General features: G+C 74.1%; 27 protein-coding genes and 1 rRNA gene. 4 read left to right on the plus strand and 24 right to left on the minus strand.

The features are described from left to right. The 3 genes from VIM19_10900 to VIM19_10910 form a co-directional block, all read right to left on the minus strand. Positions 1 to 359: ribosomal RNA gene (locus tag VIM19_10900) — 16S ribosomal RNA — on the minus strand; the annotation flags it as partial. Positions 360 to 860: 501 nt separating this feature from the next. After that, positions 861 to 2,129 (minus strand): tyrosine--tRNA ligase, encoded by a 1,269-nt coding sequence (tyrS, locus tag VIM19_10905; protein HEY5185388.1) that lies wholly within the window; start codon positions 2,127 to 2,129, stop codon positions 861 to 863. 5 nt (positions 2,130 to 2,134) lie between these two features. Further along, complete coding sequence (locus VIM19_10910; GenBank protein ID HEY5185389.1) at positions 2,135 to 2,752, minus strand: DNA-3-methyladenine glycosylase; 618 nt, start codon at positions 2,750 to 2,752, stop codon at positions 2,135 to 2,137. A gap of 56 nt (positions 2,753 to 2,808) precedes the next feature. Here VIM19_10910 and VIM19_10915 point away from each other — a divergent pair, with 56 nt between their 5' ends. Continuing rightward, positions 2,809 to 3,105 carry a hypothetical protein gene (locus tag VIM19_10915; protein HEY5185390.1) on the plus strand — a complete coding sequence of 99 codons (297 nt, stop codon included), beginning with the start codon at positions 2,809 to 2,811 and terminating at the stop codon, positions 3,103 to 3,105. Positions 3,106 to 3,120: 15 nt separating this feature from the next. Here the strand turns inward: VIM19_10915 and argH are convergent, their stop codons facing one another. The 8 genes from argH to VIM19_10955 form a co-directional block, all read right to left on the minus strand. Beyond that, on the minus strand, positions 3,121 to 4,554 hold the full coding sequence (argH, locus tag VIM19_10920) for an argininosuccinate lyase (protein HEY5185391.1): 1,434 nt from the start codon (positions 4,552 to 4,554) through the stop codon (positions 3,121 to 3,123). Beyond that, positions 4,551 to 5,753 (minus strand): argininosuccinate synthase, encoded by a 1,203-nt coding sequence (locus VIM19_10925; GenBank protein HEY5185392.1) that lies wholly within the window; start codon positions 5,751 to 5,753, stop codon positions 4,551 to 4,553. The genes argH and VIM19_10925 overlap by 4 nt, the downstream gene beginning before the upstream one ends. Further along, positions 5,750 to 6,292 (minus strand): arginine repressor, encoded by a 543-nt coding sequence (locus tag VIM19_10930; GenBank protein HEY5185393.1) that lies wholly within the window; start codon positions 6,290 to 6,292, stop codon positions 5,750 to 5,752. The genes VIM19_10925 and VIM19_10930 overlap by 4 nt, the downstream gene beginning before the upstream one ends. Next, on the minus strand, positions 6,289 to 7,512 hold the full coding sequence (locus tag VIM19_10935) for an acetylornithine transaminase (protein HEY5185394.1): 1,224 nt from the start codon (positions 7,510 to 7,512) through the stop codon (positions 6,289 to 6,291). The genes VIM19_10930 and VIM19_10935 overlap by 4 nt, the downstream gene beginning before the upstream one ends. Beyond that, positions 7,509 to 8,387, minus strand: coding sequence for an acetylglutamate kinase (argB, locus tag VIM19_10940; GenBank protein HEY5185395.1), 879 nt, complete (start codon positions 8,385 to 8,387; stop codon positions 7,509 to 7,511). The genes VIM19_10935 and argB overlap by 4 nt, the downstream gene beginning before the upstream one ends. Then, a complete protein-coding gene (gene argJ, locus VIM19_10945) occupies positions 8,384 to 9,535 on the minus strand; it encodes a bifunctional glutamate N-acetyltransferase/amino-acid acetyltransferase ArgJ (GenBank protein ID HEY5185396.1) in 1,152 nt (383 codons plus the stop codon). The genes argB and argJ overlap by 4 nt, the downstream gene beginning before the upstream one ends. Beyond that, a complete protein-coding gene (argC, locus tag VIM19_10950; protein HEY5185397.1) occupies positions 9,532 to 10,563 on the minus strand; it encodes an N-acetyl-gamma-glutamyl-phosphate reductase in 1,032 nt (343 codons plus the stop codon). The genes argJ and argC overlap by 4 nt, the downstream gene beginning before the upstream one ends. 96 nt (positions 10,564 to 10,659) lie before the next feature. After that, positions 10,660 to 11,361: a SagB/ThcOx family dehydrogenase gene (locus tag VIM19_10955; GenBank protein HEY5185398.1), complete on the minus strand. Its 702-nt coding sequence runs from the start codon at positions 11,359 to 11,361 to the stop codon at positions 10,660 to 10,662. A 104-nt stretch (positions 11,362 to 11,465) separates the two neighbouring features. On the opposite strand from VIM19_10955, the gene VIM19_10960 reads away from it, so the two are divergent. Continuing rightward, positions 11,466 to 12,353 (plus strand): aldo/keto reductase, encoded by an 888-nt coding sequence (locus VIM19_10960; GenBank protein HEY5185399.1) that lies wholly within the window; start codon positions 11,466 to 11,468, stop codon positions 12,351 to 12,353. A gap of 4 nt (positions 12,354 to 12,357) precedes the next feature. Here VIM19_10960 and pheT read toward each other — a convergent pair whose 3' ends face one another. From pheT to infC, 7 genes are all read right to left on the minus strand, one after another. Beyond that, positions 12,358 to 14,862 (minus strand): phenylalanine--tRNA ligase subunit beta, encoded by a 2,505-nt coding sequence (gene pheT, locus VIM19_10965; protein ID HEY5185400.1) that lies wholly within the window; start codon positions 14,860 to 14,862, stop codon positions 12,358 to 12,360. Next, the gene (pheS, locus tag VIM19_10970; GenBank protein ID HEY5185401.1) at positions 14,862 to 15,974 is read right to left on the minus strand and encodes a phenylalanine--tRNA ligase subunit alpha; all 1,113 of its coding nucleotides are present in this window, start codon (positions 15,972 to 15,974) and stop codon (positions 14,862 to 14,864) included. The genes pheT and pheS overlap by 1 nt, the downstream gene beginning before the upstream one ends. 81 nt (positions 15,975 to 16,055) lie before the next feature. After that, entirely contained in the window at positions 16,056 to 17,108 is a 1,053-nt protein-coding gene (locus tag VIM19_10975) for an ATP-binding protein (GenBank protein HEY5185402.1), read from the minus strand. 161 nt (positions 17,109 to 17,269) lie between these two features. Then, positions 17,270 to 18,109 (minus strand): RNA methyltransferase, encoded by an 840-nt coding sequence (locus VIM19_10980; protein ID HEY5185403.1) that lies wholly within the window; start codon positions 18,107 to 18,109, stop codon positions 17,270 to 17,272. A 25-nt stretch (positions 18,110 to 18,134) separates the two neighbouring features. Beyond that, positions 18,135 to 18,515 (minus strand): 50S ribosomal protein L20, encoded by a 381-nt coding sequence (rplT, locus tag VIM19_10985; protein ID HEY5185404.1) that lies wholly within the window; start codon positions 18,513 to 18,515, stop codon positions 18,135 to 18,137. 55 nt (positions 18,516 to 18,570) lie between these two features. Continuing rightward, positions 18,571 to 18,765, minus strand: a complete 195-nt coding sequence (gene rpmI / locus VIM19_10990) for a 50S ribosomal protein L35 (protein ID HEY5185405.1) — start codon at positions 18,763 to 18,765, stop codon at positions 18,571 to 18,573. A 67-nt stretch (positions 18,766 to 18,832) separates the two neighbouring features. Then, positions 18,833 to 19,465 (minus strand): translation initiation factor IF-3, encoded by a 633-nt coding sequence (infC, locus tag VIM19_10995; protein ID HEY5185406.1) that lies wholly within the window; start codon positions 19,463 to 19,465, stop codon positions 18,833 to 18,835. Between the two features lie 254 nt (positions 19,466 to 19,719). Between infC and VIM19_11000 the strand changes: the two genes are divergently transcribed. Continuing rightward, positions 19,720 to 20,082, plus strand: coding sequence for a DUF1844 domain-containing protein (locus tag VIM19_11000; GenBank protein HEY5185407.1), 363 nt, complete (start codon positions 19,720 to 19,722; stop codon positions 20,080 to 20,082). Positions 20,083 to 20,089: 7 nt separating this feature from the next. Here VIM19_11000 and VIM19_11005 read toward each other — a convergent pair whose 3' ends face one another. Both VIM19_11005 and VIM19_11010 read right to left on the minus strand, forming a co-directional pair. Continuing rightward, a complete protein-coding gene (locus tag VIM19_11005; protein HEY5185408.1) occupies positions 20,090 to 20,767 on the minus strand; it encodes an MIP family channel protein in 678 nt (225 codons plus the stop codon). A gap of 84 nt (positions 20,768 to 20,851) precedes the next feature. After that, a complete protein-coding gene (locus VIM19_11010) occupies positions 20,852 to 21,559 on the minus strand; it encodes an SseB family protein (protein HEY5185409.1) in 708 nt (235 codons plus the stop codon). 42 nt (positions 21,560 to 21,601) lie between these two features. Here VIM19_11010 and VIM19_11015 point away from each other — a divergent pair, with 42 nt between their 5' ends. Then, on the plus strand, positions 21,602 to 22,807 hold the full coding sequence (locus VIM19_11015; GenBank protein HEY5185410.1) for an MFS transporter: 1,206 nt from the start codon (positions 21,602 to 21,604) through the stop codon (positions 22,805 to 22,807). Here the strand turns inward: VIM19_11015 and VIM19_11020 are convergent. The 4 genes from VIM19_11020 to VIM19_11035 are packed head-to-tail and all read right to left on the minus strand — an operon-like array spanning position 22,773 to position 26,689. After that, complete coding sequence (locus tag VIM19_11020; GenBank protein HEY5185411.1) at positions 22,773 to 23,570, minus strand: NTP transferase domain-containing protein; 798 nt, start codon at positions 23,568 to 23,570, stop codon at positions 22,773 to 22,775. The genes VIM19_11015 and VIM19_11020 overlap by 35 nt on opposite strands. Then, positions 23,567 to 24,673, minus strand: coding sequence for an XdhC family protein (locus VIM19_11025; GenBank protein HEY5185412.1), 1,107 nt, complete (start codon positions 24,671 to 24,673; stop codon positions 23,567 to 23,569). Before VIM19_11025 ends, VIM19_11020 begins: the two co-directional genes overlap by 4 nt. After that, a complete protein-coding gene (locus tag VIM19_11030; GenBank protein ID HEY5185413.1) occupies positions 24,666 to 25,805 on the minus strand; it encodes a VWA domain-containing protein in 1,140 nt (379 codons plus the stop codon). The genes VIM19_11025 and VIM19_11030 overlap by 8 nt, the downstream gene beginning before the upstream one ends. Next, a complete protein-coding gene (locus VIM19_11035; GenBank protein ID HEY5185414.1) occupies positions 25,802 to 26,689 on the minus strand; it encodes a MoxR family ATPase in 888 nt (295 codons plus the stop codon). Before VIM19_11035 ends, VIM19_11030 begins: the two co-directional genes overlap by 4 nt. Positions 26,690 to 26,760 lie beyond the last annotated feature (71 nt).

Below are 26,760 nucleotides of genomic sequence, written 5' to 3' on the forward strand. Positions count from 1 at the left end.
ATTCCCCACTGCTGCCTCCCGTAGGAGTCTGGGCCGTGTCTCAGTCCCAGTGTGGCCGGTCGCCCTCTCAGGCCGGCTACCCGTCGTCGCCTTGGTGGGCCATTACCCCACCAACAAGCTGATAGGCCGCGGGCCCATCCTCAGCCGCCGGAACTTTCCACCGTTGCGGATGTCTGCAACGGTCGTATCCGGTATTAGCCCCGATTTCTCGGAGTTATCCCAGAGCTGAGGGCAGGTTGCCCACGTGTTACTCACCCGTTCGCCGCTGATCCACCCCCGAAGGGGCTTCACCGCTCGACTTGCATGTGTTAAGCACGCCGCCAGCGTTCGTCCTGAGCCAGGATCAAACTCTCCGTTGATGTCTAGCCGAGTCACCGCTAGGCGGTGCTCGAACCGGAGAGCGGTGACACCGATGGAATAATCGGTGCACCGTTCGTGATTCTGGCGTTGATCAGACGTCACTTGCGTCTGTCATCACCAAAGGAATTCCGTCTCGGGGTGCGTGCGGACCAGATGGTCCGTCGCCACCGTCGAGAACGGGGTTTTTGGCATTGACTTTCGGCACGCTGTTGAGTTCTCAAGGAGCGGACGCGCACCTGACCAGGCGCCTCTCGGCCCTGATCGGGGGCAACCGTTCTACTGTACCGGAGCCTGGTCAGCCCAGCAAATCGGGCCGTCCGCCGCTCCCCCGCGCGCTCAAGCAGTCCCCGACTTGCGCCGGTGACTGTGTGACCATCCGGGTTGCGCCCCGGGACCGGCCACCGTTCGGTGTCCGTTCCTCCCCGCCGGGCGACAGGACGTAACAGTACGTACCCGTGCGGGTCACGTCAAATCAGGGTCCCGCAACGGCTTTTCGCCGGTCAGGCGACCCAGTTCCGGACCCCCGCCATGGCCCGCTTCCCCCTGCGCAGCACCAGCCAGCGACCGTGCAGGTACTCCGCTGCGGCGGGCACCTGGTCCGCCTCGTCAGAGCCCAGCCGGCGGTTGTTCGCGTGCACGCCGCCCTCGCCGATGGCCCGTCGGGCCGCCGACTTGCTGGCCACCAAACCGGTGGCCACGAGCAGGTCCGCGTACGTGCTGTCGGCGGTCGCCTCGGTGTGCGGAGCCTCGGTGAGCGCCGCCTCGAGGACGTCGGCGTCCAGCTCGCGCATCTCGCCCTGCCCGAACAGCGCGCGGCTGGCGGCGACGGCCCGCTCAGCCTCCGACTCACCGTGCAGGAGGGCCGTGAGGTCGCGGGCCAGCGTCCGTTGCGCCTCGCGGCCCGCCGGGCTCTGCGCGACGGCCCGCTCCAGCTCCTCGATCTCCTCCCGGGAGCGGAAGCTGAACACCCGCAGGTACCGCACGACGTCCCGGTCGTCGGCGTTGACCCAGTGCTGGTAGAACGCGTACGGCGAGGTCAATGAGGGGTCCAGCCACAGCGCGCCGGACTCCGTCTTGCCGAACTTGGTGCCGTCGGCCTTGGTAAGCAGCGGCGTGGACAGCGCGTGCACCCGGTCGCTGGTGACCCGCCGGATCAGGTCTACCCCGGCCGTGATGTTGCCCCACTGGTCGCTGCCGCCCAGCTGTAGGTCGCAGCCGTATCGGCGGTGCAGCTCGAGGAAGTCGTTGCTCTGCAACAGCACGTAGCTGAACTCGGTGTAGCTGATGCCGGGGCCGGCCAGCCGCACCGAGACCGCCTCGCGGTCGAGCATCCGGTTGACGCTGAAGTGCTTGCCGATGTCGCGCAGCAGCTCGATGGCGGACAGTGGCGCCGTCCACACCACGTTGTCGACCAGGGTGGCGGCGGCCAGCCCGTCGAAGTCGAGGAACGGCTCGATCTGGCGGCGCAGCCGCGACGTCCACTCGGCGACCACCGCCGGGTCGTTGAGGGTGCGCTCCCCGGTCTCCTTCGGGTCGCCGATCAGCCCGGTCGCCCCGCCCACCAGTGCGAGCGGCCGGTGCCCGGCCTGCTGCAGCCGGCGGGCCGTGAGCACCTGCACGAGGTGGCCCACGTGCAGGCTCGGCGCCGTCGGGTCGAAGCCCACGTAGAAGGTCACCGGGCCGGCGGCCAGCGCCGCCCTCAGCGCGTCGGGGTCGGTGCTGACGGCGATCAGGCCGCGCCACTGCAGCTCGTCGAAGATGTCGGTCACAGCGGTCATCCTCCCGTACGCCGCGCCGCGGGGCGGTACCGGCTGACCGTGGCCTCACCGGGCAGCCAGAACCGCCACGGCCGGGCCGGCGCGGCCGACAGCCCCACCCGGGGGCCGGTCAGCACCTCGACCGGTCCGGCCGCGGCCGACCGCAGCCGCAGCGGACCCGCCGGGTCGAACAGGTCGGCCCCGTCGAGACCGCCGTCCACCCCGAGCGCCTGGGCCAGCCGGGCCGGTCCCTGCGCCAGCTCCGCATCGGTGCGGGCGGCCGGCCGGCGGGCCCGGGCCAGCTCCATCCCGTCGACCACCTCACCGGCCCGCAGCAGCACCGCGCCGCCCTGCCCGGTCGGCCCGCAGACGACATTGAGGCACCAGTGCATGCCGTAGGTGAAGTACACGTAGGCCAGGCCGGGCGGGCCGAACATGGCCGAGTTGCGGCGGGTCTCGCCGCGGTGCGCGTGCGAGCCCGGGTCCTCGCCCTGTCCGCCGTAGGCCTCCACCTCGGTGACCCGGACGGCGACGGCCCCCTCGGCGTCATGGTGCTCGACGACGGCGCCAAGCAGCAGCGGGGCAACCTGCTCCGGCGGCCCGGCCAGCTCACGCCGAAGGTCCACGCCGCGCATTGTGCCGTCACGGAACTCCAACCGGGTGGTCGCTCGTTCCCCGGGTGGAGGCGACCATGACGACGACGCTGTCGTTCATCCAGGGCGAGCCGGACGACCAGGGGGCCCGGCTGAGCCGCAAGGACGGTGGCCACCACGAGGAGTGGAACCCGATCGAGGGCCGATGGATCGCCACCTCGACGCTTCTCCGGTCGACGCCGGGTGAGGACGGGAAGGCGATCAGGCCGGTCGGCGAGCGCACCGCGATGGCAGACTTGATGGTCAAAGTGGAGGGGTTGGCGCCCGTCGACGTCGAGGTGGCACGGCGGCGCTGGCCGAGCGCATTCATCCGGGAGCGCTCCCAGCCCGCCTGACGGCCAGCGGCCGCGCTACGCGTCGGTCCAGGCGCGGCCCGCCTCCACCACCCCGCGGAGCGCAGCCAGCTGCTCGCGCACCCGCACCGGTGCGGTCCCGCCGAACGCCGAGCGCGAGTCCAGCGCACCCTGCACGGTGAGCACCGAGCGAACCTCGGGGGTGAGGTGCGAGGAGATGCCCGCGAGGTCGACGTCGGTGAGGTCGGTGAGGTCGATGCCCCGGGCCTCACAGGCCTGCACACACGCCCCGGCGACCTCGTGGGCGTCCCGGAACGGCACCCCCTGCCGCACCAGCCACTCGGCGATGTCGGTGGCCAGCGCGAACCCCTCGGGCGCGGCCGCGGCCATCGCCTCGCGGTCGAAGCGCAGCGTCGCCACCATCCCGGCGACCGCCGGCAGCACTAGCGTCAGGGTGTCGATCGCGTCGAAGACCGGCTCCTTGTCCTCCTGCAGGTCCCGGTTGTAGGCGAACGGCAGGCCCTTGAGCGTGGCGAGCAGGCCGGTGAGGTCGCCGATGATCCGGCCGGCCTTGCCGCGGGCCAGCTCGGCGACGTCCGGGTTCTTCTTCTGCGGCATGATCGACGAGCCGGTCGAGTAGGCGTCGTCCAGGCGGGCCCAGCCGAACTCGCGCGAGGCCCACAGGCACACCTCCTCCCCCAGCCGGGACAGGTGCACGCCGATCATCGTTGCGGCGAACAGGAACTCGGCAGCGAAGTCCCGGTCCGAGACCGCGTCAATGGAGTTCGGCACCGCGCCGTCGAAGCCCAGCTCGGCGGCCACGGCGACCGGGTCCAGCGGCAGCGACGACCCGGCCAGCGCGCCAGCGCCGAGCGGGCTCAGCGCGCTGCGACGGTCCCAGTCCCGCAGCCGGTCGACGTCGCGGGCCAGCGCCCACACATGCTTGGCCAGCTCGTGGCCGAAGGACACCGGCTGCGCGTGCTGCAGGTGGGTGAACCCCGGCGCGGGAGCGTCGACGTGCGCCTCGGCCTGGCCCAGCAGGGCCTCCTGGACGGCGACGACGGCGACGACCAGCTCCCGGGCCTGCGCGCGCAGGTACAGCCGCAGGTCGGTGGCCACCTGGTCGTTGCGCGAGCGCCCGGCCCGCAGCTTGCCGCCGAGCGGTCCGAGCCGCTCGAGCAGCGCCCGCTCCAGTGCCGTGTGCACGTCCTCGTCGTCCGGCGCCGGGACGAACGCCCCGCTGCGGACGTCGGCCTCGATGGCGTCCAGCGCCCCGAGCATCGCGGCCAGCTCGGCGTCGTCGAGCAGCCCGGCCCTGGCCAGCACCCGGGCGTGCGCCCGGGACGCCGCGAGGTCGTACGGCGCCAGCCGCCAGTCGAAGTGCACCGACAGCGACAGCGCAGCCAGCGCCTCGGCAGGTCCGCACGCGAACCGGCCGCCCCACAGCCGGGTGCCGCCGGGCGATCCCGCTGCCCCGCTCCGCTCGGTCACTGGCCCGCCCGCAGGTCGCGCCGAGCCGCCATCCGGCTGGGCAGCCCCCACAGCTGCACGAAGCCCTTGGCCATTGTCTGGTCGAAGGTGTCGCCGGTGTCGTAGGTGGCCAGCCCGAAGTCGTACAGCGACTCCTCGCTGCGCCGGCCCGTGACGACCGCCCGGCCACCGTGCAGCACCATCCGGACGTCGCCGGAGACGTGCTCGTTGGCGTCGTCCACGAAACCGTCGAGCGCGTCCTTGAGCGGGGAGAACCACAGACCGTCGTAGACCAGCTCGGTCCAGCGCCGGTCCGCGGCCTTCTTGAACCGGGCCAGGTCCCGCTCGACCGTGACGTTCTCCATCTCCTGGTGCGCGGCGATCAGCGCGAGCGCCCCCGGGGCCTCGTAGATCTCCCGGCTCTTGATGCCCACCAGGCGGTCCTCGACCAGGTCAAGCCGGCCGACGCCCTGCGCGCCGGCGCGGGCGTTGAGCTGCTGGATGGCCTCGAGCATGGTCACCGGCTTGCCGTCGAGGGCCACCGGGATGCCGCGTTCGAAGCTGATGACGACCTCGTCCGGGTCCCGCTGCACCGCGGGGTCGGCGGTGTAGGAGTACACGTCCTCGATGGGCGCGTTCCAGATGTCCTCGAGGAAGCCGGTCTCGACGGCGCGGCCCCACACGTTCTGGTCGATGGAGTACGGCGACTTCTTGTTGACGTCGATGGGCAGGCCGGTCCGCTCGGCGAACTCGATGGCCTTGTCCCGGGTCATGGCGTAGTCGCGGACGGGGGCGATGACCCGGACGTCCGCGGACAGCGCGCCGATGCCCACCTCGAAGCGCACCTGGTCGTTGCCCTTGCCGGTGCAGCCGTGCGCCACGGTGCCGGCGCCGTACCGCTGCGCTGCAGCCACCAGGTACTTGACGATGAGCGGCCGGGACAGCGCCGAGACCAGCGGGTAGCGGTCCATGTACAGCGCGTTGGCCTTCAGCGCGGGCAGGCAGTACTCGTCGGCGAACTCGGCACGCAGGTCGAGCACCTCGGCCTCGACGGCCCCGCAGGCCAGCGCCCGCTTGCGGATCACCTCGAGGTCCTCGCCGCCCTGGCCGACGTCGGCGGCGACGGCGACCACCTCGGCCCCAGTCTCCTCGGCGATCCAGCCGATGGCCACGGAGGTGTCCAGCCCGCCGGAGTAGGCGAGTACGACGCGGTCCTTCACGGGAGCTCTCCTTGCTGCGGTGGTTCCTCGGTTCCCGGCTCGTCGGGGTGAACGAGGTGGAGCAGGTGGGCCGCGACGGCGGCACCGCCGGCGGGGTCTCGGGCGACGATGAGCACGGTGTCGTCGCCCGCGATGCTGCCGATGATGTCCGGCAGCACCGTGTGGTCGATGGCCGAGGCCAGGTACTGCGCCCCGCCCGGCGGGGTGCGCAGCACCACGAGGTTGGCCGAGCTGTCCACCGACACGAGCAGGTCCTCGCAGCGCCGGCGCAGCCGCTCGACGGCGAGCGGCTCGTCGCTGGCCGGCCGCGGCGTGGTGTCGCCGCCCTCCCCAGGCACCGCGTAGCACAGCTGGCCCGAGGCGTCTCGGACCCGGACGGCGCCCAGCTCGTCGAGGTCGCGGGAGAGCGTGGCCTGGGTCACGTGGAAGCCCTCGGCGGCCAGCAGCTCGGCCAGCTGAACCTGGGAGCGGACCAGCACCCGCGACAGCAGCACCACGATGCTCTGGTGCCGGGCGGCCTTGGTCCGCACGACGCTCACGACGCCAGCTCGGTCGGCTGGACGGCGTCCAGCGCGTAGGGCAGCACCTGGAGGAACTGCGCGACGTCTGCGTCGGTGAGCACGAGCGGCGGGGCCAGCCGCAGCACGGCCGGAGCCACCGCGTTGACCAGCACCCCGCGCTCGCGCAGCGCGGCCTCGGCGTCCCTGGCCACCGGCTGCGCGAGGACGATCCCGAGCAGCAGCCCGGCCCCGCGGACGTCCGCGACGAGGGGGTGCCCGAGCCCGCGCACGCCGTCGGCCAGCGCCCGGCCAACGACGGTGACCCGCTCGAGCAGGCCCTCGGCCTCGATGGTGTCCAGCACGGCAAGCGCGGCCGCGCAGCTCACCGGGTTCCCGCCGAAGGTGGAGCCGTGCTGGCCGGGGCCGAGCAGGCCGGCGGCGTCCCCGAAGGCCACGCAGGCTCCGATCGGCAGGCCGCCGCCCAGGCCCTTGGCGAGGGTGACGACATCCGGGGTGAGCCCGGCCGGCTGGTGGGCGAACCAGGCGCCGGTGCGACCGATGCCGGTCTGCACCTCGTCGAGCATGAGCAGCGCGCCGGCCGCGCGGGCGGCATCCTGCGCGGCGGCGAGGTAGCCGGCCGCGGGGGTCACCACGCCCCCCTCGCCCTGGATCGGCTCGAGCAGCACGGCCGCCGTGCGGTCGTCCACCGCCGCGGCCAGCGCGGCGGCGTCGCCGTACTCGACGAACGTGACATCGCCGGGCAGCGGTCGGAACGGGTCGGCCTTGCCCGGCTGGCCGGTCAGCGACAGGGCGCCCATGGTGCGGCCGTGGAAGCCGCCCGCCGCGGCGACCATCCCGGTGCGCCCGGTGCGCCGGGCCAGCTTGAAGGCGGCCTCGTTGGCCTCGGCGCCGCTGTTGCAGAGGAAGACCCGCCCATCGCGGCCGAACAGTCCGAGCAGCCGCTCGGCCAGCTGCACGGCGGGCGTGCTGATCGCCAGGTTGGACACGTGGCCGAGGGTGGACACCTGCCGGGTGACCGCCTCGACGACCGCGGGGTGGGCGTGGCCCAGGGCGTTCACCGCGATGCCGGCCAGCAGGTCGAGGTACTCGCGGCCGTCGGCGTCGACGACGTGAGCCCCGCTGCCACGGACCAGGGTCAGCGGCGGGGTGCCGTAGGTGTCCATGACCGAGGCCTGCCAGCGCCGCTGCCAGTCCTGAGTCGCCGGTCCGGTGACTGGCCCGGTGGTCGGCCCGGTCACGGCAGCACCTGCGTCCCGACGCCCGCGGTGGTGAACACCTCGAGCAGCAGCGCGTGCGGGACCCGGCCGTCGAGCACGTGCGCCTTGCGGACGCCGCCGCGCACCGCCCGCAGGCAGGCCTCCATCTTGGGCACCATGCCGGACGACAGACCGGGCAGCAGCGTCTCGAGCTCGGCCGCGGTGAGCTCGCTGTGCAGCTCGTCGCTCTCCGGCCAGTTCGCGTACAGCCCCTCGACGTCGGTGAGCACGATGAGCTTCTCGGCGTCCAGGGCCACGGCCAGCGCCGCGGCCGCGGTGTCCGCGTTGACGTTGTAGACCGATCCGTCGTCGCCGCGGGCGACACTGGAGACGACCGGGATGAGCCCGTCGTCCAGCAGCCCGCTCACGAACGCCGGTTCCACCCGGACGACGTCGCCGACGAGGCCCACGTCGACCTCCTCGCCGTCGACCACGGCCGGACGCCGGACGGCGGTGAACAGGTGGGCGTCCTCCCCCGACATGCCGACCGCGAACGGGCCGTGCGCGTTGACCAGGCCGACGACCTCGCGCTGCACCTGGCCGGTGAGGACCATGCGCACGACGTCCATGGCCTCCGGGGTGGTGACCCGCAGGCCGCCACGGAACTCGTTGGCCACGCCCAGGGTGTCGAGCATCGCGGTGATCTGCGGGCCGCCGCCGTGGACGACGACCGGCTTGAGCCCGGCCAGCCGCAGGAACACGACGTCCTCGGCGAAGGCCCGCCTGAGCTCCGCGTCGACCATCGCGTTGCCGCCGTACTTGACCACGACGGTGGCGCCGTGGAACCGCTCGAGCCAGGGCAGCGCCTCGGCCAGGACGCCGGCCTTGGCCAGGGCCTCGGCGTGCCGGGTGCTCATGTGGAGTACGCCGAGTTCTCGTGCACGTAGGCCAGCGACAGGTCGTTGGTCAGCACGGTGGCGCACTCGGCGCCGGCCTGCAGCCCGATGGTGATGGCGACGGCCCGGCCGGACATGTCGACGAGCGACCGGTCGACGGCCCCGGCCCCGTCCCGGCAGACCTCGACGCCGTTGATGCCGACCGACACCCGGTCGGGGTCGAATAGCGCCGTGGTCATGCCGACCGCGGCCAGGATGCGGCCCCAGTTCGGATCCGAGCCGAAGATCGCGCACTTGACCAGGTTGTCGCGCGCGACCGCCCTGCCGACCTCGACCGCGTCCGCGGTGCTGGCGGCCCCCTCGACGGTGATCGCGATGTCCTTCGTGGAGCCCTCGGCGTCCGCGAGCAGCCGGTGGGCCAGCCCGGCGCAGGCCATGGTGATCGCGGCCCGCAGCTCGGCCGCGTCGGGGGTGACGCCCGAGGCTCCGCTGGCCAGCAACAGCACGGTGTCGTTGGTGGAGGTGCTGCCGTCGGAGTCCAGCCGGTCGAACGTCTCGGCCGTGGCGGCCCGCAGCGCGGCGTCGAGGGTGCCGGCGTCGGCGACGGCGTCGGTGGTGAGGACGACGAGCATGGTGGCCAGCGACGGGGCCAGCATGCCGGCGCCCTTGGCCATGCCACCGACCGACCAGCCGGACGCGGCCACGTGCACCTGCTTGGCCACCGAGTCGGTCGTCATGATCGCGTGGGCGGCGTCCCGGCCGCCGTCGTCCGCCAGCGCCTTGGCGGCCTCGGTGACGCCGGTCAGCAGCCGGTCCATCGGCAGTCGCTCTCCGATCAGGCCGGTGGAGCAGACGGCGACCTCCCCCGGCCCGCAGCCGAGCAGCCCGGCCACGTGCTCGGCGGTGGCGTGAGCGTCCTGGAAACCGCCGGGGCCGGTGCAGGCGTTGGCACCACCGGCGTTGAGGACGACGGCGTGCAGCTCGCCGGCGGCGAGTACCCGCTGGCTCCACAGCACCGGCGCGGCCTTGACCCGGTTGCGGGTGAACACGCCCGCGGCGGCCTGCAGCGGGCCGTCGTTCACCACCAGCGCGACGTCGGCGGCGCCGCTGCTCTTCAGCCCGGCGACGACGCCGGAGGCGCTGAACCCGGCTGGTGCGGTGACGCTCACGGGGTGACTCCCAAGGCGGTGAGGCCGACGGTCTCCGGCAGGCCGAGGACGAGGTTGGCGTTCTGCACGGCCTGACCGGCCGCGCCCTTGCCGAGGTTGTCGATCGCCACGGTGACCACGGCGCGGCCGGCGTGGGTGTCGGCCGCGGCCTGCAGCACCGCGCCGTTGGAGCCGGCGGTGGCCTTCGTGGTGGGCCACTCGCCCTCGGGCAGCAACCGCACGAACGGCTCGCCGTCGTAGGCCGCCGCCAGGGCGTCGCGCAGGGTGCCCGTGCTCACGCCGGGGGCCAGCCGGGCCGTGCACGCGGCCAAGATCCCGCGCGGCATGGGCGCGAGCAGCGGGGTGAAGGAGACCGTGACGGAGGTGCCCGCGGCCCGGCTGAGGGTCTGCTCCATCTCCGGGGTGTGCTGATGGACGCCGCCGGCCTTGTACGCCGACACGGCGCCGGCCACGGTGCTCGCCAGCAGGGCGTCGCTGGCCTTGCGCCCGGCACCGCTGGTGCCCGAGGCGGCCACGACGACGACGTCGGCCGGTTCGACCAGCCCCGCCGCGAGCAGCGGGGCCAGGCCGAGGGCCACCGAGGTCGGGTAGCAGCCCGGGTTGGCCACCCGGGTGGACGCCGCGACGGCGGCGCGTGCCCCCGGCAGCTCGGGCAGCCCGTAGGTCCAGGTGCCGGCGTGCGGTCCGCCGTAGTAGTGCTCCCAGGCGTTGTGGTCGACCAGCCGGAAGTCGGCGCCGAGGTCCACCACGGCGAGGCCCACCGGCAGCCGCTCGACCAGGGTGGCGGACTCGCCGTGCGGCAGGGCCAGGAACACCAGGTCGGCGTCGGCGAGCGTCTCGGCGTCCGTGGGGGCGAGGACGACGTCGGCGAGCGGGCCGAGCCCGGGGTGCAGGGCGGCGACCGTGCGCCCGGCCGCGCTCGCCGCGGCCACCGGGCCGACCTCGAGCTCGGGGTGTCCAAGGATCAGCCGCAGCAGCTCGCCACCGGCGTACCCGCTGGCTCCCGCGACGGCCACCCGCATCCCCATGGCTCAACAACATACGGAGCATCGGATGGCTATGCAAACCGCCGGGCCGGCCGGCCAGCGTCCTACGGCGCACAGGAGGGACCCGTCATGCAGGTGCTAAGCGGGGGTGCCGAGCGGGATGAGGTAGACGGCGCGCTCGCCGTGGGGCAGGGCGAGGGCGGCCGCGACCAGGTCCCGGTCGAAGGCGCCGATGGTCACCCCGCCAAGGCCGAGCGGGATCGCCTGGAGCATGACGTTCTGCGCGGCATGCCCGGCCTCGAGCAGCGCGTACCGCTGCGCCAGCGAGCCGTACTTGGCCGCCGTGCGGGCCACCACCGAGGTGATCACCAGGATCGCGGGGGCACCGGCCGCGGCGTCCTGGTCGACCGCGCGGGCCAGCTCAGTACGGGCCTGGGAGTCCGTCCACACCTGCGCCTGGTGGCCCTGCGGCAGGTAGTGCCGGACCTCACCGGCCGTCACGAGGTACACCTCGAGCGGGTACAGCGCGCCGGCCGACGGCGCCGTCCGGCCGCCCCAGTCGCGGGTGATGCCCTGGGCGGCCCACAGCAGCTGACCGATCTGCTCCCGGGTCAGCTCAGCCGCGGTGAACGACCGAACCGAGGCGCGGCGGCGCAGCGCCTCCTCCACCGAGACGTCGCCGCTGGTGCTGGGGGACGGCAGCGCCTGGACGGTGGCCGCCAACCGCAGCGTCCTGGCCCGCTCGGCCACGCCGTCGCCGGAGCAGCCAGCCGCCAGCGCGGCCACGAGCACCACCGCCAGCGCGACGGTGCGCCCGACCCCGGTGGTCCGACTGCGCACCGGTCCAGCGTCGCCTGACGCGGGCGAACGGGTCCAGAGCCGATGGTCACTGTGATGGTCACCGTGATGGTCACGGGGCCATCGCGCCGTGGCAGGCTGGGCCCATGGACACCAAGCCCATGGAGAAGAGACGGCTCGGCCGGCTGGGCCATGAGAGCACGGTCCTCATTTTCGGCGCCGCGGCGCTGGCGGAGGTCGACCAGGACACCGCGGACGCCTCGGTGACGGAGGCGCTCGACGCGGGCATCAACCACTTCGACGTGGCGGCGTCCTACGGCGACGCTGAGCTGCGGCTGGGGCCCTGGACCTCGCAGTTCGGCCCCGACGTGTTCCTGGCCACCAAGACCGGGGAGCGCGCCGCGGAGGACGCCTGGCGGGAGATCAACGCCTCGCTCGAGCGGCTCAACGTGGACCGAGTCGACCTGATCCAGCTGCACGCCGTGGGCGACCTGGCCGACCTGGACCGGGCCACCGGCCCGGGCGGTGCCCTCGAGGCCGCCGTCCGGGCCCGCGACGAGGGCCTGGTCGGCGGCATCGGCATCACCGGGCACGGCCACGACGCGCCGGCCACCCATCGGGAGGCACTGCGCCGGTTCCCGTTCGACACCGTGATCACGCCGTGGAGCTACCTGCTGGCCGCACGCCCTGGGTACCGCGAGGACTTCGCCGGGCTGCGGGACGAGTGCAGCCGCCAGGACATCGGGCTGATGACGATCAAGACCGTGGCCCGGCGCAACTGGCCCGAGGGCAACGACCAGTCCTACGCGACCTGGTACGAGCCGTGGGACGACCCCGAGCACATCGACGCGGCCGTGGCGTTCGCGCTGCGGCAGGACGGCGTCACCGGGATCCCCACCCCCGGTGACGTCCGGCTGCTGGGCCGGGTCATCGCGGCCGAGCAGCGCGCGGCCTCGATGACCGACGAGGAGATCGACGCGGTGCTGTCCCGCGCGCCGGATTACACCTCGCCGTTCCTACGGATGCCCTGGTAGGTCCTCAGCCGGTGCGCTGGACGGCGCCGACGCGGGCCGCGGCCTCGGCCACGGCTGCGTCGCGCGCCGCCGAGGCCTCCTCGGCGGTGAGCGTGCGGTCCGGTGCGCGCAGCCGCAGGGTGAAGGCCAGCGACTTGCTGCCCTCCCCCACCTGCGTGCCGGTGTAGACGTCGAACAGCCGCAGGTCCTCCAGCAGCGGCCCGGCGCCGGCGCGCAGCGCGGCGTCCACCTCGGCCGCCGGGACGGCGGCGCCGACGACCAGGGCGACGTCCTGGGTGGCCAGCGGGAACGTGGACACGGCCGGCGCCTGGTCGACCGGCTCGGCGAAGCCGACCAGGTCGCGCAGGCTCAGCTCCATGGCGCAGGTCCGCGGCGGCAGCTCGAGCGCCGCGCACACGCGGGGGTGCAGCTCGCCCGCGTAGCCCACGACGACCTCGCTGCCGGGCTCGCCCAGCACCAGCTCGGCGCAGCGGCCCGGGTGCCAGGGGGCGACCTGCGCGGCCCGGACCCGGGCCGGCACGTCGACCGCGTCGGCGGCGATCCGGGCTGCCTCGACGGCGTCCGCCCAGGTGGCCGCGCGCCCAGTACCCCACCAGCCGGCGCGCTTGACGTCGCCGGTCAGCACGACCGCGAGGTGCACCGGCTGGTCCGGCAGCGCCGCGTCGAGGGCGGCCAGCTCGGCGTCCGCGGGCCGGCGGTCGACGGCCGGGCGCGGCATGGTCGGCCGCGGCCCGTCCGCGGGCTGGAACACCCGGCCGGTCTCGAACAGGGTCAGGTCGGGGAACCCGCGGCCCACGTTGCGCCGGGCCGCAGCCAGCAGCCCCGGCAGCAGCGTGGTGCGCAGCAGCGGCTCGGTGTCGGACAGCGGGTTGGCCAGCCGCAGGGCGCGCCTTCGGCTGTCATTGGCGGTCAGGCCGAGCTGGCCGAATGCGGCCTCCCCCATGAACGGGTAGCTGAGGACCTCGACGTACCCGGCTCCGGCCAGCGCCCGCGACACGGCGACGGTGTGCCGCTGCGGCAGCGAGGTCCCGCTGGTCGCTGGCACCCGGGGCAGCACCGACGGGATGGCCTCGTAGCCGTGCAGCCGGAGCACCTCCTCGACCAGGTCGGCCGGGTCGAGGAGGTCCGGCCGCCAGGACGGCGGGGTCACGTGGGCCTGGTTGTCGTCGCGCACCTGCACGGCGCAGCCCACGGCCTCCAGCCGGGTGACCACCTCGGACGCCGCGATCTCGAAACCGGCCAGCCGAGTGGGGTAGGCCAGGTCGAGCCGCACCGGTGCACCGGGTGCTCGTAGGTCAACGTCGGTGCCACCCGGCTCGGCGGTGCCGCCGGCCAGGGTCACGAGCAGCTCGACCACCCGGTCGGCCGCCGCCGGGGCGAGCCCGTCGTCCACCCCGCGCTCGAACCGACGGGAGGCCTCGCTCGGCAGCTTGTGCCGGCGGGCCGCCCTGGCGATGACCGACGGGATGAAGTGGGCGGCCTCGACGACGATGTCGGTGGTGCCCTCGTGCAGCTCGGTCGAGGCGCCGCCCATGACGCCGGCCACGCCGATCGGCCCCGAGGCGTCGGTGATGAGCAGGTCGTCGGCGTCCAGCGTGCGCCGGGTGCCGTCGAGGGTCTCCAGGGTTCCCCCCGCCGCGGCCCGGCGGACGACGATCGGGCCGCTGAGCCGGTCCGCGTCGTAGCCGTGGAGCGGGTGGCCCAGCTCGAGCATCACGTAGTTGGTGATGTCGACCGCGAGTGAGATCGGCCGCATCCCGGCCAGGGTGAGCCGGGTGCGCAGCCACAGCGGCGACGCCGCGGCCGGGTCGATGCCCCGCACCGTGCGGGCCACGAAACGGTCGCAGCCGGTCGGGTCGTCGATGCGCACCGGCCACCCCCGCCCGTCGGCGGCCGGCACCTCACGGTCGGCCGGGTCGCGGAACGGGACGCCGAAGGCGGTGGCCGCCTCGCGCGCGACACCGCGCACCGACAGGCAGTAGCCGCGGTCCGGGGTGACCGCGATGTCGAGGATGGCGTCCGGCAGGCCGAGCACCGGGCGGGCGTCGTCCCCCGGCCGCGCCCCGCGCAGGTCGGCCTCCGAGAGCACCAGGATGCCGTCGTGCTCCTCCCCGATCCCCAGCTCGCGGACCGAGCAGATCATCCCGTCGGAGACGTGCCCGTAGGTGCGGCGCGCAGCGATGGCGAAGCCGCCCGGCAGCACGCTGCCCGGCAGGGCCACCACGACGGGCGCGCCGACGGGGAAGTTGCGGGCCCCGCAGACGATGCCCTGCGGTTCGGACGCGCCGACGTCGACCTGGCACCAGCGGATGGTCTTGCCGTTGGACTGCGGCTCCTCGACGTACTCGAGCACCCGACCCACGACGAGCGGGCCGGTGAGGCCGGCCCCCACCTCGTGCACGGTCTCGACCTCGAGGCCGGCGCGGAGCAGACCGGCCGCCAGCTCGCGGGGGGTGAGCGCGTCGGGCAGCGCCGCGTACTCGCGCAGCCAGGACACCGGGGCGCGCATCAGACCTCCATGCCGAACGGAAGGGTGAACCTGATGTCCCCCTCGACCATGTCCCGCATGTCCTGCACGCCGTGCCGGAACATCAGGGTGCGCTCGATGCCCATGCCGAAGGCGAAGCCGGTGTAGCGCTGCGGGTCGATGCCGCAGGCCACGAGCACCCGCGGGTTGACCATGCCGCAGCCGCCCCACTCGATCCAGCCCTCGGAGGAGCAGGTGCGGCACGGCCGGTCCGGGTTGCCCACGGACGCCCCACGGCAGACGAAGCACTCGAGGTCGACCTCGGCCGACGGCTCGGTGAACGGGAAGTACGACGGCCGCAGCCGGGTCACGATGCCCTCGCCGAACATGGACGACGCGAAGTGGTCGAGGGTGCCCTTGAGGTGGGCCATGGTGATGCCCTCGTCGACCACGAGACCCTCGACCTGGCTGAACACCGGCGTGTGGGTGGCGTCCAGCTCGTCGGTGCGGAAGGTTCGCCCGGGACAGATCACGTAGATCGGTGGCTCGCGCTTTTCGAGCATCACCCGGGCCTGCACCGGCGACGTGTGCGTGCGCAGGACGAGGCCGGAGTCCGGCGACTCGACGTAGAACGTGTCCTGCATGGTGCGGGCCGGGTGGTCCGGCCCGATGTTCAGCGCGTCGAAGTTGAGCCACTCCGCCTCCACCTCAGGGCCGTCGGCCACCTCGTAGCCGAGCCCGACGAACACCTCGGTGATCCGCTCGACGATGGTGGTCAGCGGGTGCCGGGCGCCGCGGGGCTCACGGTCCCACGGGAGGGTGACGTCGACGGCCTCCTCGACGAGCACGCGGGCGTCCCGCTCGGCCTCCAGCACCTGCTGTCGCCCCTCCAGCGCGGCCCGGACGGCGGTGCGGGCTTCGCCGACCCGCTTGCCGGCGTCCACCTTCGCAGCCGGGGGCAGCGCGCCGATCTCCCGGTTGGCCAGCGCAAGCGGGGACCGGTCGCCCGCGTGGGCCAGCCGGACCTCCTTGAGCGCGTCCAGGTCGGGGGCGGCCGCGACAGCAGCGAGCGCCTCGTCGCGCATCCGCTGCACCTCGTCCGGGTGCAGCACGGTGACTTCGACGGGGTCGAAGGATGAGTTCGGGGCGGACATCGACGCAGGCATCCTTTGCGCGCTCGGGGGACCCGCGTGAGTCTAGGCGGCGTCCGTGGTCGGGTGCCGCCGGGTTTGTCGTCAGGCGGCGTCCCCGGGCGGCCCCGGGGGCAGGACGACGCGGAACCGGGCCCCGGCGCCCGGCGCCCGGTCCACCGCGATGGTGCCGCCGTGCGCCTGGACCAGCCCCTTGATGATGTACAGGCCCAGCCCGGTGCCGCCACGGCCGCCACCCCGCCAGAACTTGGTGAAGACCAGGTCGACCTGCTGCGGATCGATGCCCTCGCCCTCGTCCCAGACGGTGAGCGCGGTGCCGACCGGGTCGGGCTCCACAGCCACGTGCACGGTGCCGGACCCGTGCCGGACGGCGTTCTCCAGCAGGTTGGCCAGCACCTGGTCGACCTTGTCGGCGTCCGCCCAGGTCTCCGGCAGCGGACCGCGGACGGCGACGTCGAAGCGCTCGCCGGAGTCGCCACGGGCCTGACGGGAGGCGACCAGCCGCTGGATGGCAGCCGGGATGTCGACCAGCTGGCGGCGCACCTGCAGCCGCCCGGAGTCGATCCGGGCGATGTCCAGCAGCTCGGTGATCAGCCGGGTGATCCGGTCCGCGTCGGCCTCGACGGTCTCCAGCATCAGCTTGCGCTGCTCGTCGGTGAAGCGGTCCCACTTGGCCAGCAGGGTGGCGGTGAACCCCTTCACCGAGGTCAGTGGGGAGCGCAGCTCGTGGGCCACCGTCGCCACCAGCTCGGCCCCCTCGCGCTCGAGCCGGTCCCGGGCCGAGGCGGCTCGCAGCGAGGCCACCACGGCGGTGACCGCCGTAGTGGGGCCGCCGTCACGCACGTACCGGGCGGTGACCAGCAGCTGGCCGCCGCCGGGCAGCGCCAGGGCGGACTCCGGGTGGCCGGTCGTGGTGGACAGCGCCCGGTAAGGGTCGACGCAGTCCCACCAGCCACGCCCCCGCGAGTCGAGCAGCGGGAGTGCATCACCGAGTCGGCGTCCGAGAACGGTGGCGCTGGGCAGTCCGGTCAGCCGCTCGGCCGCCCGGTTGAACACGACGACGTACCCATCGGAGTCCGCGACGACCAGCCCGTCGGGCAGGTCGTCGTACGTCGCGGGCCGGTCGGGTGCCCCCATGGCGCCGACCCTAGCGGTGTGCGCGGCGGGGTTCGACTGGGACCGTCGCGGTCGTCCCTGCGTCTGGACGCAGCCGCCGCACTGGCCGCCGGCACCCTGGTCTACGACCAGCTCGGTGCCATCCTCCACGCCGTACGTACCCTGCCCCCCGGACTCTGAGCTCAGGCGGTGGGATCCGGTTGCGGCCGGCGCTGCGCGCGGGCCGAGGCGTACAAGCAGACCGCAGCGGCGGTGGCCAGGTTGAGGCTCTCGGCGCGGCCGTGGATGGGCACGCGCACGATGTGGTCGGCGAGCGCCGCCACCTCGGGTGGGAGGCCCCATGCCTCGTTGCCGAAGATCCAGGCGGTGGGGGCGGTGAGCAGGCCGTCGTCCGCGGCCTCATCGAGGTCACGGCTGCCGGCGCTGTCGGCGGCCAGTACCTGCAGGCCCGCCGCGCGCAGCCCGGCGACGACCTCCTCGACCGCGACGCCGGCCACCAGCGGCAGGTGGAACAGGCAGCCGGCCGAGGCACGCACGCACTTGCCGTTGTAGGGGTCCACGCTCGCCGAGGTGAGGACGACAGCGTCGGCTCCGGCCGCGTCCGCCGCGCGCACCACGGTGCCCGCGTTTCCCGGGTCACGGACCTGGGCCAGCACCGCCACCAACCGCGGCTGGGCGGCGAGCGCCTGGGCGAGCGGCACGTCGAGCAGGTCGCACACCGCCACGATGCCCTGCGGGGTCACCGTCTGGCTGAGCCCGGCCAGCATGTCGGCGCCCAGCCGGTGCACCGGGATGCCGCGGCCCTCGGCGGTGCGGACCAGCTCGGGGTTGCGCGCCTCGGCGTCCGGGCTGACGAACAGCTCACGCACGCCGGAAGCCGACTCCGGCGCGAGCGCCTCACGGACCGCCTGCGGACCCTCGGCGAGGAACGCGCGGTCCCGCTCCCGGAAGGAGCGCTTGAGAAGCCGACGGGCCGCGGTCACCCGCTGGTGCGGGGACCGCGGCCCGGTGCCGGCCGTCATCGGCCTGACGTCACGAGCGACAGCCTCAGGCTGCCGGAGCGTTCCGGTCGGCCGGCAGCGCAGCGCGCGCCACCTCGACGAGGGTGCTGAACGCCGCGGCGTCGTTGACCGCGAGCTCGGCCAGCATCCGCCGGTCGACCTCGACGTCGGCCGCCTTCAGACCCTGGATGAACCGGTTGTACGTCATGTCGTTCGCGCGGGCCGCCGCGTTGATGCGGGTGATCCACAGCTGCCGGAAGTCGCCCTTGCGCTTCTTCCGGTCGCGGTAGCTGTAGACCATGGAGTGGGTGACCTGCTCCTTGGCCTTGCGGTACAGGCGGGACCGCTGACCGCGGTACCCGCTTGCGCGCTCGAGCATGTCCCGGCGCTTCTTCTGGGCGTTGACCGCCCTCTTCACGCGTGCCACGTGGTTCTCCTTGGTGGTGCGACGCCCAGACCGGCGCGTCAGCGTCGGGGGTTTGTCAGCGCCCGAGCAGGCGCTTGACCTTCTTGACATCGGCCGGAGCCGTGACGACGTCGGCTGCCAGCCGACGGGTGCGGTCGGAGCCCTTGCCCTCAAGCAGGTGCCGCCGGTTCGCCTGCTCGCGCATGACCTTGCCGGAGCCGGTGATCCGGAACCGCTTCTTGGTCCCGCTGTGGGTCTTGTTCTTCGGCATGCCGCCGCTTCTCCTCGTCGGTTGCGGCCCCGGTCGGTGACCGGCGCGCTCGGGTGGTGCTGCTCGCTCAGTTCTCGGTGGCGCTCGCGGGGGTCTCGTCGACCAGGTCGTCGACCGACCCGTCCGGCTCGGCGTCGCCGCGCCGGCGCCGCTCGGCGTCCCGCCGGGCCTCCGCCTGCGCCTCGGCCTTCTTCCGGACCGGCCCCAGGACCATCACCATGTTGCGGCCGTCCTGTTTCGGCGAGGACTCCACGAACCCGAGGTCCGAGACGTCCTCCGCCAGCCGCTGCAGCAGCCGGAACCCCAGCTCGGGGCGGGACTGCTCGCGTCCGCGGAACATGATGGTGATCTTGACTTTGTCCCCGGCCTTGAGGAACCGGACGACGTGACCCTTCTTGGTCTCGTAGTCGTGCGGGTCGATCTTGGGCCGGAGCTTCATCTCCTTGATGACCGTGTTGACCTGCTTCTTGCGGTCCTCACGGGCCTTCATGGCCGACTCGTACTTGAACTTGCCGAAGTCCATGAGCTTGCAGACCGGCGGCTTGGCCATGGGGGCCACCTCGACCAGGTCGAGGTCGGACTCCTGGGCCAGTCGCAGCGCATCCTCGATGCGCACGATGCCAACCTGCTCGCCGTTCGGACCCACGAGCCGGACCTCGGGAACGCGGATCCGGTCGTTGATGCGGGGCTCGACGCTGATGGGGCCTCCTCGGGTTGCGGACCGTGCCGACCCCGGGAACGGGAAAGGGCCCCGTGCCTGACGCAGGCGAGGGCCCTGATCCCGGGCGGCGACCGGAGCCGGCCGACGGCCGGTACGGCACTGCGGGACGCCGAAACTTCCGACGTCCGGACCGGACCCGGCGACGCTTGGGGACGTACCGGGTGGGAGGCGGGCCTCCGCTTGCGGACCGGAGCACTGACGCACCCCGATCGGTCGTCTGCCAGGGTAGCAGGATGAGCACCGAGGATCCGAACGGGTACACCGACGCCGCCCGCGACATCGCCGAGGTGCCGGCCGCCGAGGTGGTCTCCGCCGCCGCCCTGCACCTGATGAGCGCAGCCGCCGTCCAGTGCGGGCTGTCCGTTCCGGACGACCCGGGTGGCGCGCCGCCCGCGGACCTGGCCGAGGCCCGGATCCTCATCGACGCCCTCGCCGGCCTGGTCACCGCGGCCGCACCGCACCTCGGCCACCACCACGCGGCCCCACTGCGAGACGGCCTGCGTAGCCTGCAGCTGGCCTTCCGCGAGGCCTCCCCCTACCCCGACCAGCCCGGTGACGGGCCCGGCGAGAAGCTCACCGGGCCCGTCTACCGTTGAGCCGGACTCAGGCCGCGGGGTCCTTGCGCGCCACCTGGTAGACCAGCGCGGCCAGCACCCCGCCCACCAGCGGCGCCAGGATGAACAGCCACAGCTGGGACAGCGCGGTGCCGCCCTCGAACAGCGCCGGACCGAAGGAGCGGGCCGGGTTGACCGAGGTCCCGGTCAACGGGATGCCGACGAGGTGCACGACCGCGAGCGTTGTGCCGATCGCGAGCCCGGCCATGCCCGCCGTGGCGGCCTTGTCGGTCACCAGCAGGATGACCAGGACGAACAGCAGGGTCAGCACGGTCTCGACGACGAACGCGCCGGCCATGTTGATCCCGTGGCCCGCCCCGTAGCCATTGGTGCCCAGCGCCCCGGTCTCATCCGTGACGTCGAAGCTGGTGGTCGCCAGCTTGAGCAGGGCGGCCGCGGCGGTCGCCCCCACCAGCTGGACCACCCAGTACGGCACCGCCTCCGACAGCGGCATCTTGCGCGCAATCACCATGCCGATGGTGACGGCCGGGTTGACATGGCAGCCGGACACCGGCCCGAATGCGTACACAGCGAAGGTGAGGACCAAGCCGAAGGCGAGGGCAACGGACAGCGGCCCGGCGGACTTGATGCCGGTGACCGCCGCGCCGACGGCGAGGAACACCAGGGCAAAGGTTCCGATGAACTCGGCAGTGAGCCTCCTGGCCATGGGCCATCCCTTCCGATCGGCATCCGACGAAGATCAGCCTCCCAGCCCCCGACAGCGTCGGCGGCCTGAACGCCTCGATTGCGGTCAGCACGCCACGTCTGCCACGGCCAGGTCGAGGCCGCGGTCCAGCCGGGCCCGCAGCACCGGCACGTCGGCGAGGCGGGCGGCCACGGCCTGCGCGAGCCCGAGCCCGTCGGCGGACCGCTTCGGCACCACGGTGACCAGCAGGTCCGCGTCGTCCGCCGGGCCGACGGAGACGCTCGCCAGCCCGGGCAGCCCCTCGACTGCCGCGGCGACCGCCGCAGCCACGACCGGGTCGGCGGACGGCGGCAGCCACGGCCGGTCCTCGGCCAGCGCCAGCAGCAGCGACCCGGTGAGCGCCACCCGGTGCGGGCTGGCCGGGTCGACTAGCAGCGCGTCACCGCCCTCGTCGAACACCCCCCGGGCGGCGTCCACCGCGCGGAGCGGGAACGGGCGCGCGTCCGGGTCCCACTCAGCCAGGGCCGCCAGCGAGGTGAACACCGGGACGCCGCGCCGGCCGTCCGGCGAGGTCATCGTGACGGTGGCCAGGTGCGCGACCTTCTCCACGGTGCGCCCGGTCGCGTCGGTGTCGGCCTCGTCCAGCCGGGCCACCACCGGGGCCAGCAGCCGCGCGTCGCGCAGCGCGGCCACCACGGTGTCCGCCCCGGCCCGGCCCTCGGCCACCGCCGTCAGCGCGGCCAGCACCGCGGGCGCGGCCGATCCGTCGTCCGCACCGAACGGCGACGACGGCGGCAGCGGGCGACCGGTCACCGCGCCACGCTAGCCGGGCCAGCCGTCTGCGACGATGCGCGGGTGGGCAGCCAGGCAGCAACGGGAGAGGGCACCACCGCCGGCGCGATGCGCCCCGGCCTGCTGCTGGCCGCACTGCTGCTGGTCGCACTCAACCTCCGCGCGGCGCTCGCGTCGATCCCGCCGCTGGTCCCGGCCATCGAGGCGGACCTCGGTCTGAGCGGCGCCGCCGCCGGCGCGCTCACGACGCTGCCGGTGCTGTGCATGGGGCTGTTCGCGCCGCCCGCGCACCGGATGGCCCAGCGGTTCGGCCGGGAGGCGGCCATCGTGGTGGCGCTCGTGCTGCTGCTGGCCGGTTTCGCGCTGCGGCTCGCGGGGTCGTTCGCGCCCGCACTGTTCCTCGCGGTGCTGCTCGGCGGGATCGGGATCGCGGTGGCCGGCACCGTGCTGCCGGGCGTCGTCAAGGAGTTCTTCCCCGAGCGGTCCGGCACCGTCACCGGGTTCTACCTGGCCGCCATGATGGTCGGTGCCACCGCGGCGTCGGCGCTCGCGGTGCCGCTGGCCGCGGCGCTGGGCTCGTGGCAGGCCTCGATCGCCTCGTGGGGGATCCTCGCCGTGGTCGCGCTGGCGGCCTGGCTGCCGGTGCTGCGCAAGGTCAACGAGCGCGAGGGCGAGGAGGCCGAGACCGCCACCCATGGGCTGCCCTGGCGCAGCCGCACCGCCTGGCTGGTGGCCGCCTACCTCACCGCGAACTCGGTGCTGTTCTACTCGCTGCTGGCCTGGATCGCCCCGGCCTACGAGTCGTTCGGCTGGACCGGCGAGCGGTCCGGGCTGCTGCTCGCCGAGTTCAGCGTGGTGCAGCTGCTGTCGGCGCTGACCATCCCGATCGCCGCCGACCGGATGCCGGACCGCCGTCCGCTGTTCGGGCTGGTCGTCGGGATGGCCGTCGTCGGGCTGGTGGTCGTCACCTGGGTGCCGATGGGGGCGCCGTGGGTCTGGATCGCGATCCTCGGCTACGGGCTCGGCGGCGGGTTCACCCTCGGCTTGGCCCTGCTCGTCGACTATGCGCCCGACCCCAGCCAGTCGGCCGGGCTGTCCGCGATGGCCTTCCTGGTCTCCTACACGATCGCCGCGGCCGGACCGCTCCTGCTCGGTGCGCTGCGCGACGCCACCGGCGGCTTCCGGGTGCCGTTCCTGCTGCTGCTGGTGACCGGCGTCCTCCAGCTGGGCCTGGTCACCCGGTTGAGGCCGGGCCGCTCGGTGGCCTGATCCGGACCACTCCGCGGTCCAGGTCGACGTCCATCGGCTCGCCCTCACCCTGTTCGTCCCGCCGGAACGCCTCGGCCTGCCGCTCCTCGACGGCGGCCCGCGCGGACGCACCGCCGAAGAACGCCCCGAACTCGGCCATCCCCGCGCCCAGCGCGCCCCCGGCCGACCCGGCCCCGGCGCCGATCCGGCGCAGGATGCCGTGCCCCGCGAGCTCCTCGGGGGTGTCCGCGTCGGTGGCGTCGCCGGCGTCGTCGCAGGCGACCTCCACGACGTCGGCCGGATGCGCGGCCAGGTAGGGCCGCGCTCCCACGTCCCCCACCGCCAGCTCGGCCACCCCGGCCCAGTGCCCTCGGCCGAGCAGCACCGGGTGCGCCCGCTGCCCGCCGTACGTCGCGACCGCGAGCACCGCAGCCGGGTCGTCACCCCCGGCTGCCAGCACCCGGCGCACGGCGGCCGGCAGCAGGCCCGGCTGGTCCACGAGCGTGACCGCCGCGGCGTCCACGGTGTCCGACAGCGCGGCCAGCCCGGCGCTCAGCGACGACCCCATCCCGCTCGCCCACTCCGGGTTCACCACCACCTGGTCAGCCCCGGGTACCTCGACGACCGCCGCTCCGAGGACGACGACCACGGGATCGCACCCGCCGAGGCGCAGCACCCGCACCGCCCGGTCGACCAGCCGCTCGCCGTCCAGCTCGGCGACCGCCTTGGGTCCGCCGAACCGGCTGCCCTCCCCCGCCGCGAGCAGCACCCCGGCGACGCTCACCGATCCGCCCCGGGGTGGATCGGCCCGTCCACCGAGCCCAGCCGCGACCCGGTGCCGCCCCAGTGCGCCGCGATGATCTCGGCGGCGATCGAGACGGCGGTCTCCTCCGGGGTGCGGGCGCCGATGTCCAGCCCGATCGGCGAGGACAGCCGGGCCAGCTGGTCGTCGGTGAGCCCGGCCTCGCGCAGCCGGGCCAGCCGGTCCTCGTGGGTGCGCCGGCTGCCCATGGCCCCGATGTAGGTGGCCGGGGTGCGCAGCGCCACCTCCAGCAGCGGCACGTCGAACTTCGGGTCGTGGGTGAGCACGCAGATCACCGTGCGCGAGTCCACCTGCACGCCGCTGAGGTACCGGTGCGGCCACTCCACGACCACCTCGTCGGCGTCCGGGAACCGCTTGGTCGTGGCGAACACCGGGCGGGCGTCGCACACGGTCACGTGGTAGCCGAGAAACCGGCCGATGCGGGCCACCGCACCGGCGAAGTCGATCGCGCCGAAGACCAGCATGAGCGGCGGCGGGGCGTACGACTGGACGAACACGGCCAGCTCGTCGCCGCGGCGCTCGCCGTCCGCGCCGTAGTGCAAGAACCCGGTGCGCCCGGACTCGAGCATGCCGCGGACGTCGTCCGTCACCGCGTGCTCGAGCCGCTGCGAGCCGAGCTCGCCGGAAGCCCGGTCCGGCCAGACCACCCGCTTGGCGCCCAGCCGCCCCGGCCCGTCGACGATCGTGGCCACCGCGACCGGCTCCCGCCGCTCGATCGAGGCGATCACCGCGGGCAGCTGCGGCCAGGTCCGCTCCGACACCGCCTCGACGAACACGTCGAGGATCCCGCCGCAGGTCAGCCCGACCGCGAACGCGTCGTCGTCGCTCACTCCGTACCGCTGCAGCACCGGGCGGCCGCTGGCCATGACCTCTTGGGCCAGGTCGTAGACCGCGCCCTCGACGCAGCCGCCGCTCACGCTGCCGACCGCCTCGCCGGACGCCGACACCGCCATCGACGCCCCCGCCGGGCGGGGCGCGGACTTCCAGGTCCGCACGACGGTGGCCAGCCCGAAGCTGCCGCCCTCGTCGTACAGCCGACGAATGTCGGCGATCACCTCACGCATCGACGGACCCTCCCTGGGAGATCAGCGCACCCAGCCGCTCGAACGCGGCCAGGCTGTGCCCCTCGACGAAGTCGTCAACCCACGGCAGTGCCGTGGCCATCCCCGCGGTGATCGGCGCGAACCCCTCGCGGGCCATGTGCGGGTTGACCCAGACCACCCGGTGGGCCAGCCGGTGCAGCCGGTGCATCTGCTCGCCCAGCAGCGTGGGGTCGCCGCGCTCCCAGCCGTCGGACGCGACCACGACGACCGCCCCGCGGGCCGCCCCCCGCTGGCCGTACCGGTCGAGGAAGGCCTTCAGCTCCTCGCCCAGCCGGGTGCCGCCGCTCCAGTCCGGGACGACGGACGACACGGCGGTCATGGCGGCGTCCGGGTCCGTGGCCGCCATCTCCCTGGTCACCCGGGTCAGCCGGGTGCCGATGGTGAACGCCTCGGTCCGGGGCCGCTGCCGCACGCAGGCGTGCGCGAACCGGAGCACCGTGTCGGCGTACGGCGCCATCGACCCGCTCACGTCCACGAGCAGGACCACCCGCCGGGCCCGCTGAGTGCGGTGCTGGCGCCGCAGCCGGGCCGGCTCGCCGCCCCGCTCAAGCATCGCCCGCACGGTGCGCCGCGGGTCGAGCAGGCCGTGCCGGTCCGGGACCAGCCGGCGGGACGGCCGCAGCGGCGCGGGCGAGCGCAGCAGGGCGATCATCCGCCGCACCTCGTCCCGCTCGGCCGGGGTCAGCCGGGCGACGTCGCGGTGCCGCAGCACCTCGGCCGGGCTGGCGGTGGCGGCCCGGCTCGGGTCGGTGCCCGGCCGATCGCCCGCGCTGGCGTCCACGGGCATCGCCACCTCTCGGCGCACCTCGGTGCGCGGCACCGGCCGCATCGGCGGGGGGACCTCGCCGCCGAACCACGCGGTGAACGCCGCGCCGTAGCGGGGCAGGTCGTCCGGGCCCGAGCACAGCGTCAGCCGCCCGGCCCAGTACACGTCGTCACGGCGGCACACGTCGAGCTCGCCCAGCGCCTCGACCATGGCCTGGACCCGGTCCGGGCCGGCGGCCACGCCGGCCGCGCGGAGGGTGCGGGCGAAGCCCACCAGGGTATCGAGGACCGTCTCCGCGCCGGCGGACGCGCTCACAGCGGCGCTCACGACACGAGCGCCCCGACGCCGGCCGCGAGGACCCGCTCCTGGTCCTCGCGGTACTTCAGGACGGCGCCCAGGCTGCGGGCCGCCCGGTCCGGGTCGACCTCGCGGGCGCCCAGCGCAAGCAGCGCCTCGGCCCAGTCCAGCGACTCGGCGACCCCCGGCGGCTTGAGCAGGTCCAGCGCGCGCAGCGACTGGACGGCCCGGGCCACCCCCTCGGCCAGCAGCTCGGACGCCTCAGGCAGCCGCCGCCGGATGATCGCCACCTCACGCGCGAAGCCGGGGTGCTCCAGCCAGTGGTAGAGGCAGCGCCGCTTCAGCGCGTCGTGCACCTCGCGGGTCCGGTTGCTGGTGAGCACGACGAGCGGCGGGGTCTCCGCCCGGACGGTGCCCAGCTCCGGCACCGACAGGGTGAAGTCGGACAGCACCTCGAGCAGGAACGCCTCGAACTCGTCGTCCGCGCGGTCCACCTCGTCGACCAGCAGCACGCTGGGGCTGGTCTCCAGGGCCTGCAGCAGCGGGCGGGCCACCAGGAACCGCCGGTCGTACAGGTCCTTCTCGATCGCCTCGACGTCGTGGACGCCGGCCGCCTCGGCGGCCCGCAGGTGCAGCAGCTGGCGGGGGAAGTCCCAGTCGTACAACGCCTGGGCGGCGTCCAGCCCCTCGTAGCACTGCAGTCGGATGAGCGGCGCGCCGAGCACGCCGGCCAGCGCCGTGGCCAGCGACGTCTTGCCGACCCCGGCCTCGCCCTCGAGGAACAGCGGGCGCCCCATCCGCAGCGCGAGGAACGCCGCCGTGGCCAGCCCCTCGTCGCACAGGTAGCCCTGCTCGTCCAGCTTGTGGGCAAGGTCCTCGGGGGTGCTCACCCCGGGGACGGCCAGGCGCTCCATGGTGAAACGCTAGCCCCGAAGACCCGCTCGCGCCCCGCGATAGGTTGGCAGCACACCCATTGTCCCCAGGA

This window comes from Actinomycetes bacterium (assembly GCA_036510875.1).
Lineage (GTDB): Bacteria > Actinomycetota > Actinomycetes > Prado026 > Prado026 > DATCDE01.

Coding starts and splice junctions, on each gene's coding strand:
- VIM19_10910 (HEY5185389.1), bottom strand. CDS start 2,752: ATGCGCGGCGTGGACCTTCGGCGTGAGCTGGCCGGGCCGCCGGAGCAG.
- VIM19_10915 (HEY5185390.1), top strand. CDS start 2,809: ATGACGACGACGCTGTCGTTCATCCAGGGCGAGCCGGACGACCAGGGG.
- argB (HEY5185395.1), bottom strand. CDS start 8,387: ATGAGCACCCGGCACGCCGAGGCCCTGGCCAAGGCCGGCGTCCTGGCC.
- argC (HEY5185397.1), bottom strand. CDS start 10,563: ATGGGGATGCGGGTGGCCGTCGCGGGAGCCAGCGGGTACGCCGGTGGC.
- VIM19_10960 (HEY5185399.1), top strand. CDS start 11,466: ATGGACACCAAGCCCATGGAGAAGAGACGGCTCGGCCGGCTGGGCCAT.
- pheT (HEY5185400.1), bottom strand. CDS start 14,862: ATGCGCGCCCCGGTGTCCTGGCTGCGCGAGTACGCGGCGCTGCCCGAC.
- pheS (HEY5185401.1), bottom strand. CDS start 15,974: ATGTCCGCCCCGAACTCATCCTTCGACCCCGTCGAAGTCACCGTGCTG.
- VIM19_10975 (HEY5185402.1), bottom strand. CDS start 17,108: ATGGGGGCACCCGACCGGCCCGCGACGTACGACGACCTGCCCGACGGG.
- VIM19_10980 (HEY5185403.1), bottom strand. CDS start 18,109: ATGACGGCCGGCACCGGGCCGCGGTCCCCGCACCAGCGGGTGACCGCG.
- rpmI (HEY5185405.1), bottom strand. CDS start 18,765: ATGCCGAAGAACAAGACCCACAGCGGGACCAAGAAGCGGTTCCGGATC.
- VIM19_11000 (HEY5185407.1), top strand. CDS start 19,720: ATGAGCACCGAGGATCCGAACGGGTACACCGACGCCGCCCGCGACATC.
- VIM19_11005 (HEY5185408.1), bottom strand. CDS start 20,767: ATGGCCAGGAGGCTCACTGCCGAGTTCATCGGAACCTTTGCCCTGGTG.
- VIM19_11025 (HEY5185412.1), bottom strand. CDS start 24,673: ATGCGTGAGGTGATCGCCGACATTCGTCGGCTGTACGACGAGGGCGGC.
- VIM19_11035 (HEY5185414.1), bottom strand. CDS start 26,689: ATGGAGCGCCTGGCCGTCCCCGGGGTGAGCACCCCCGAGGACCTTGCC.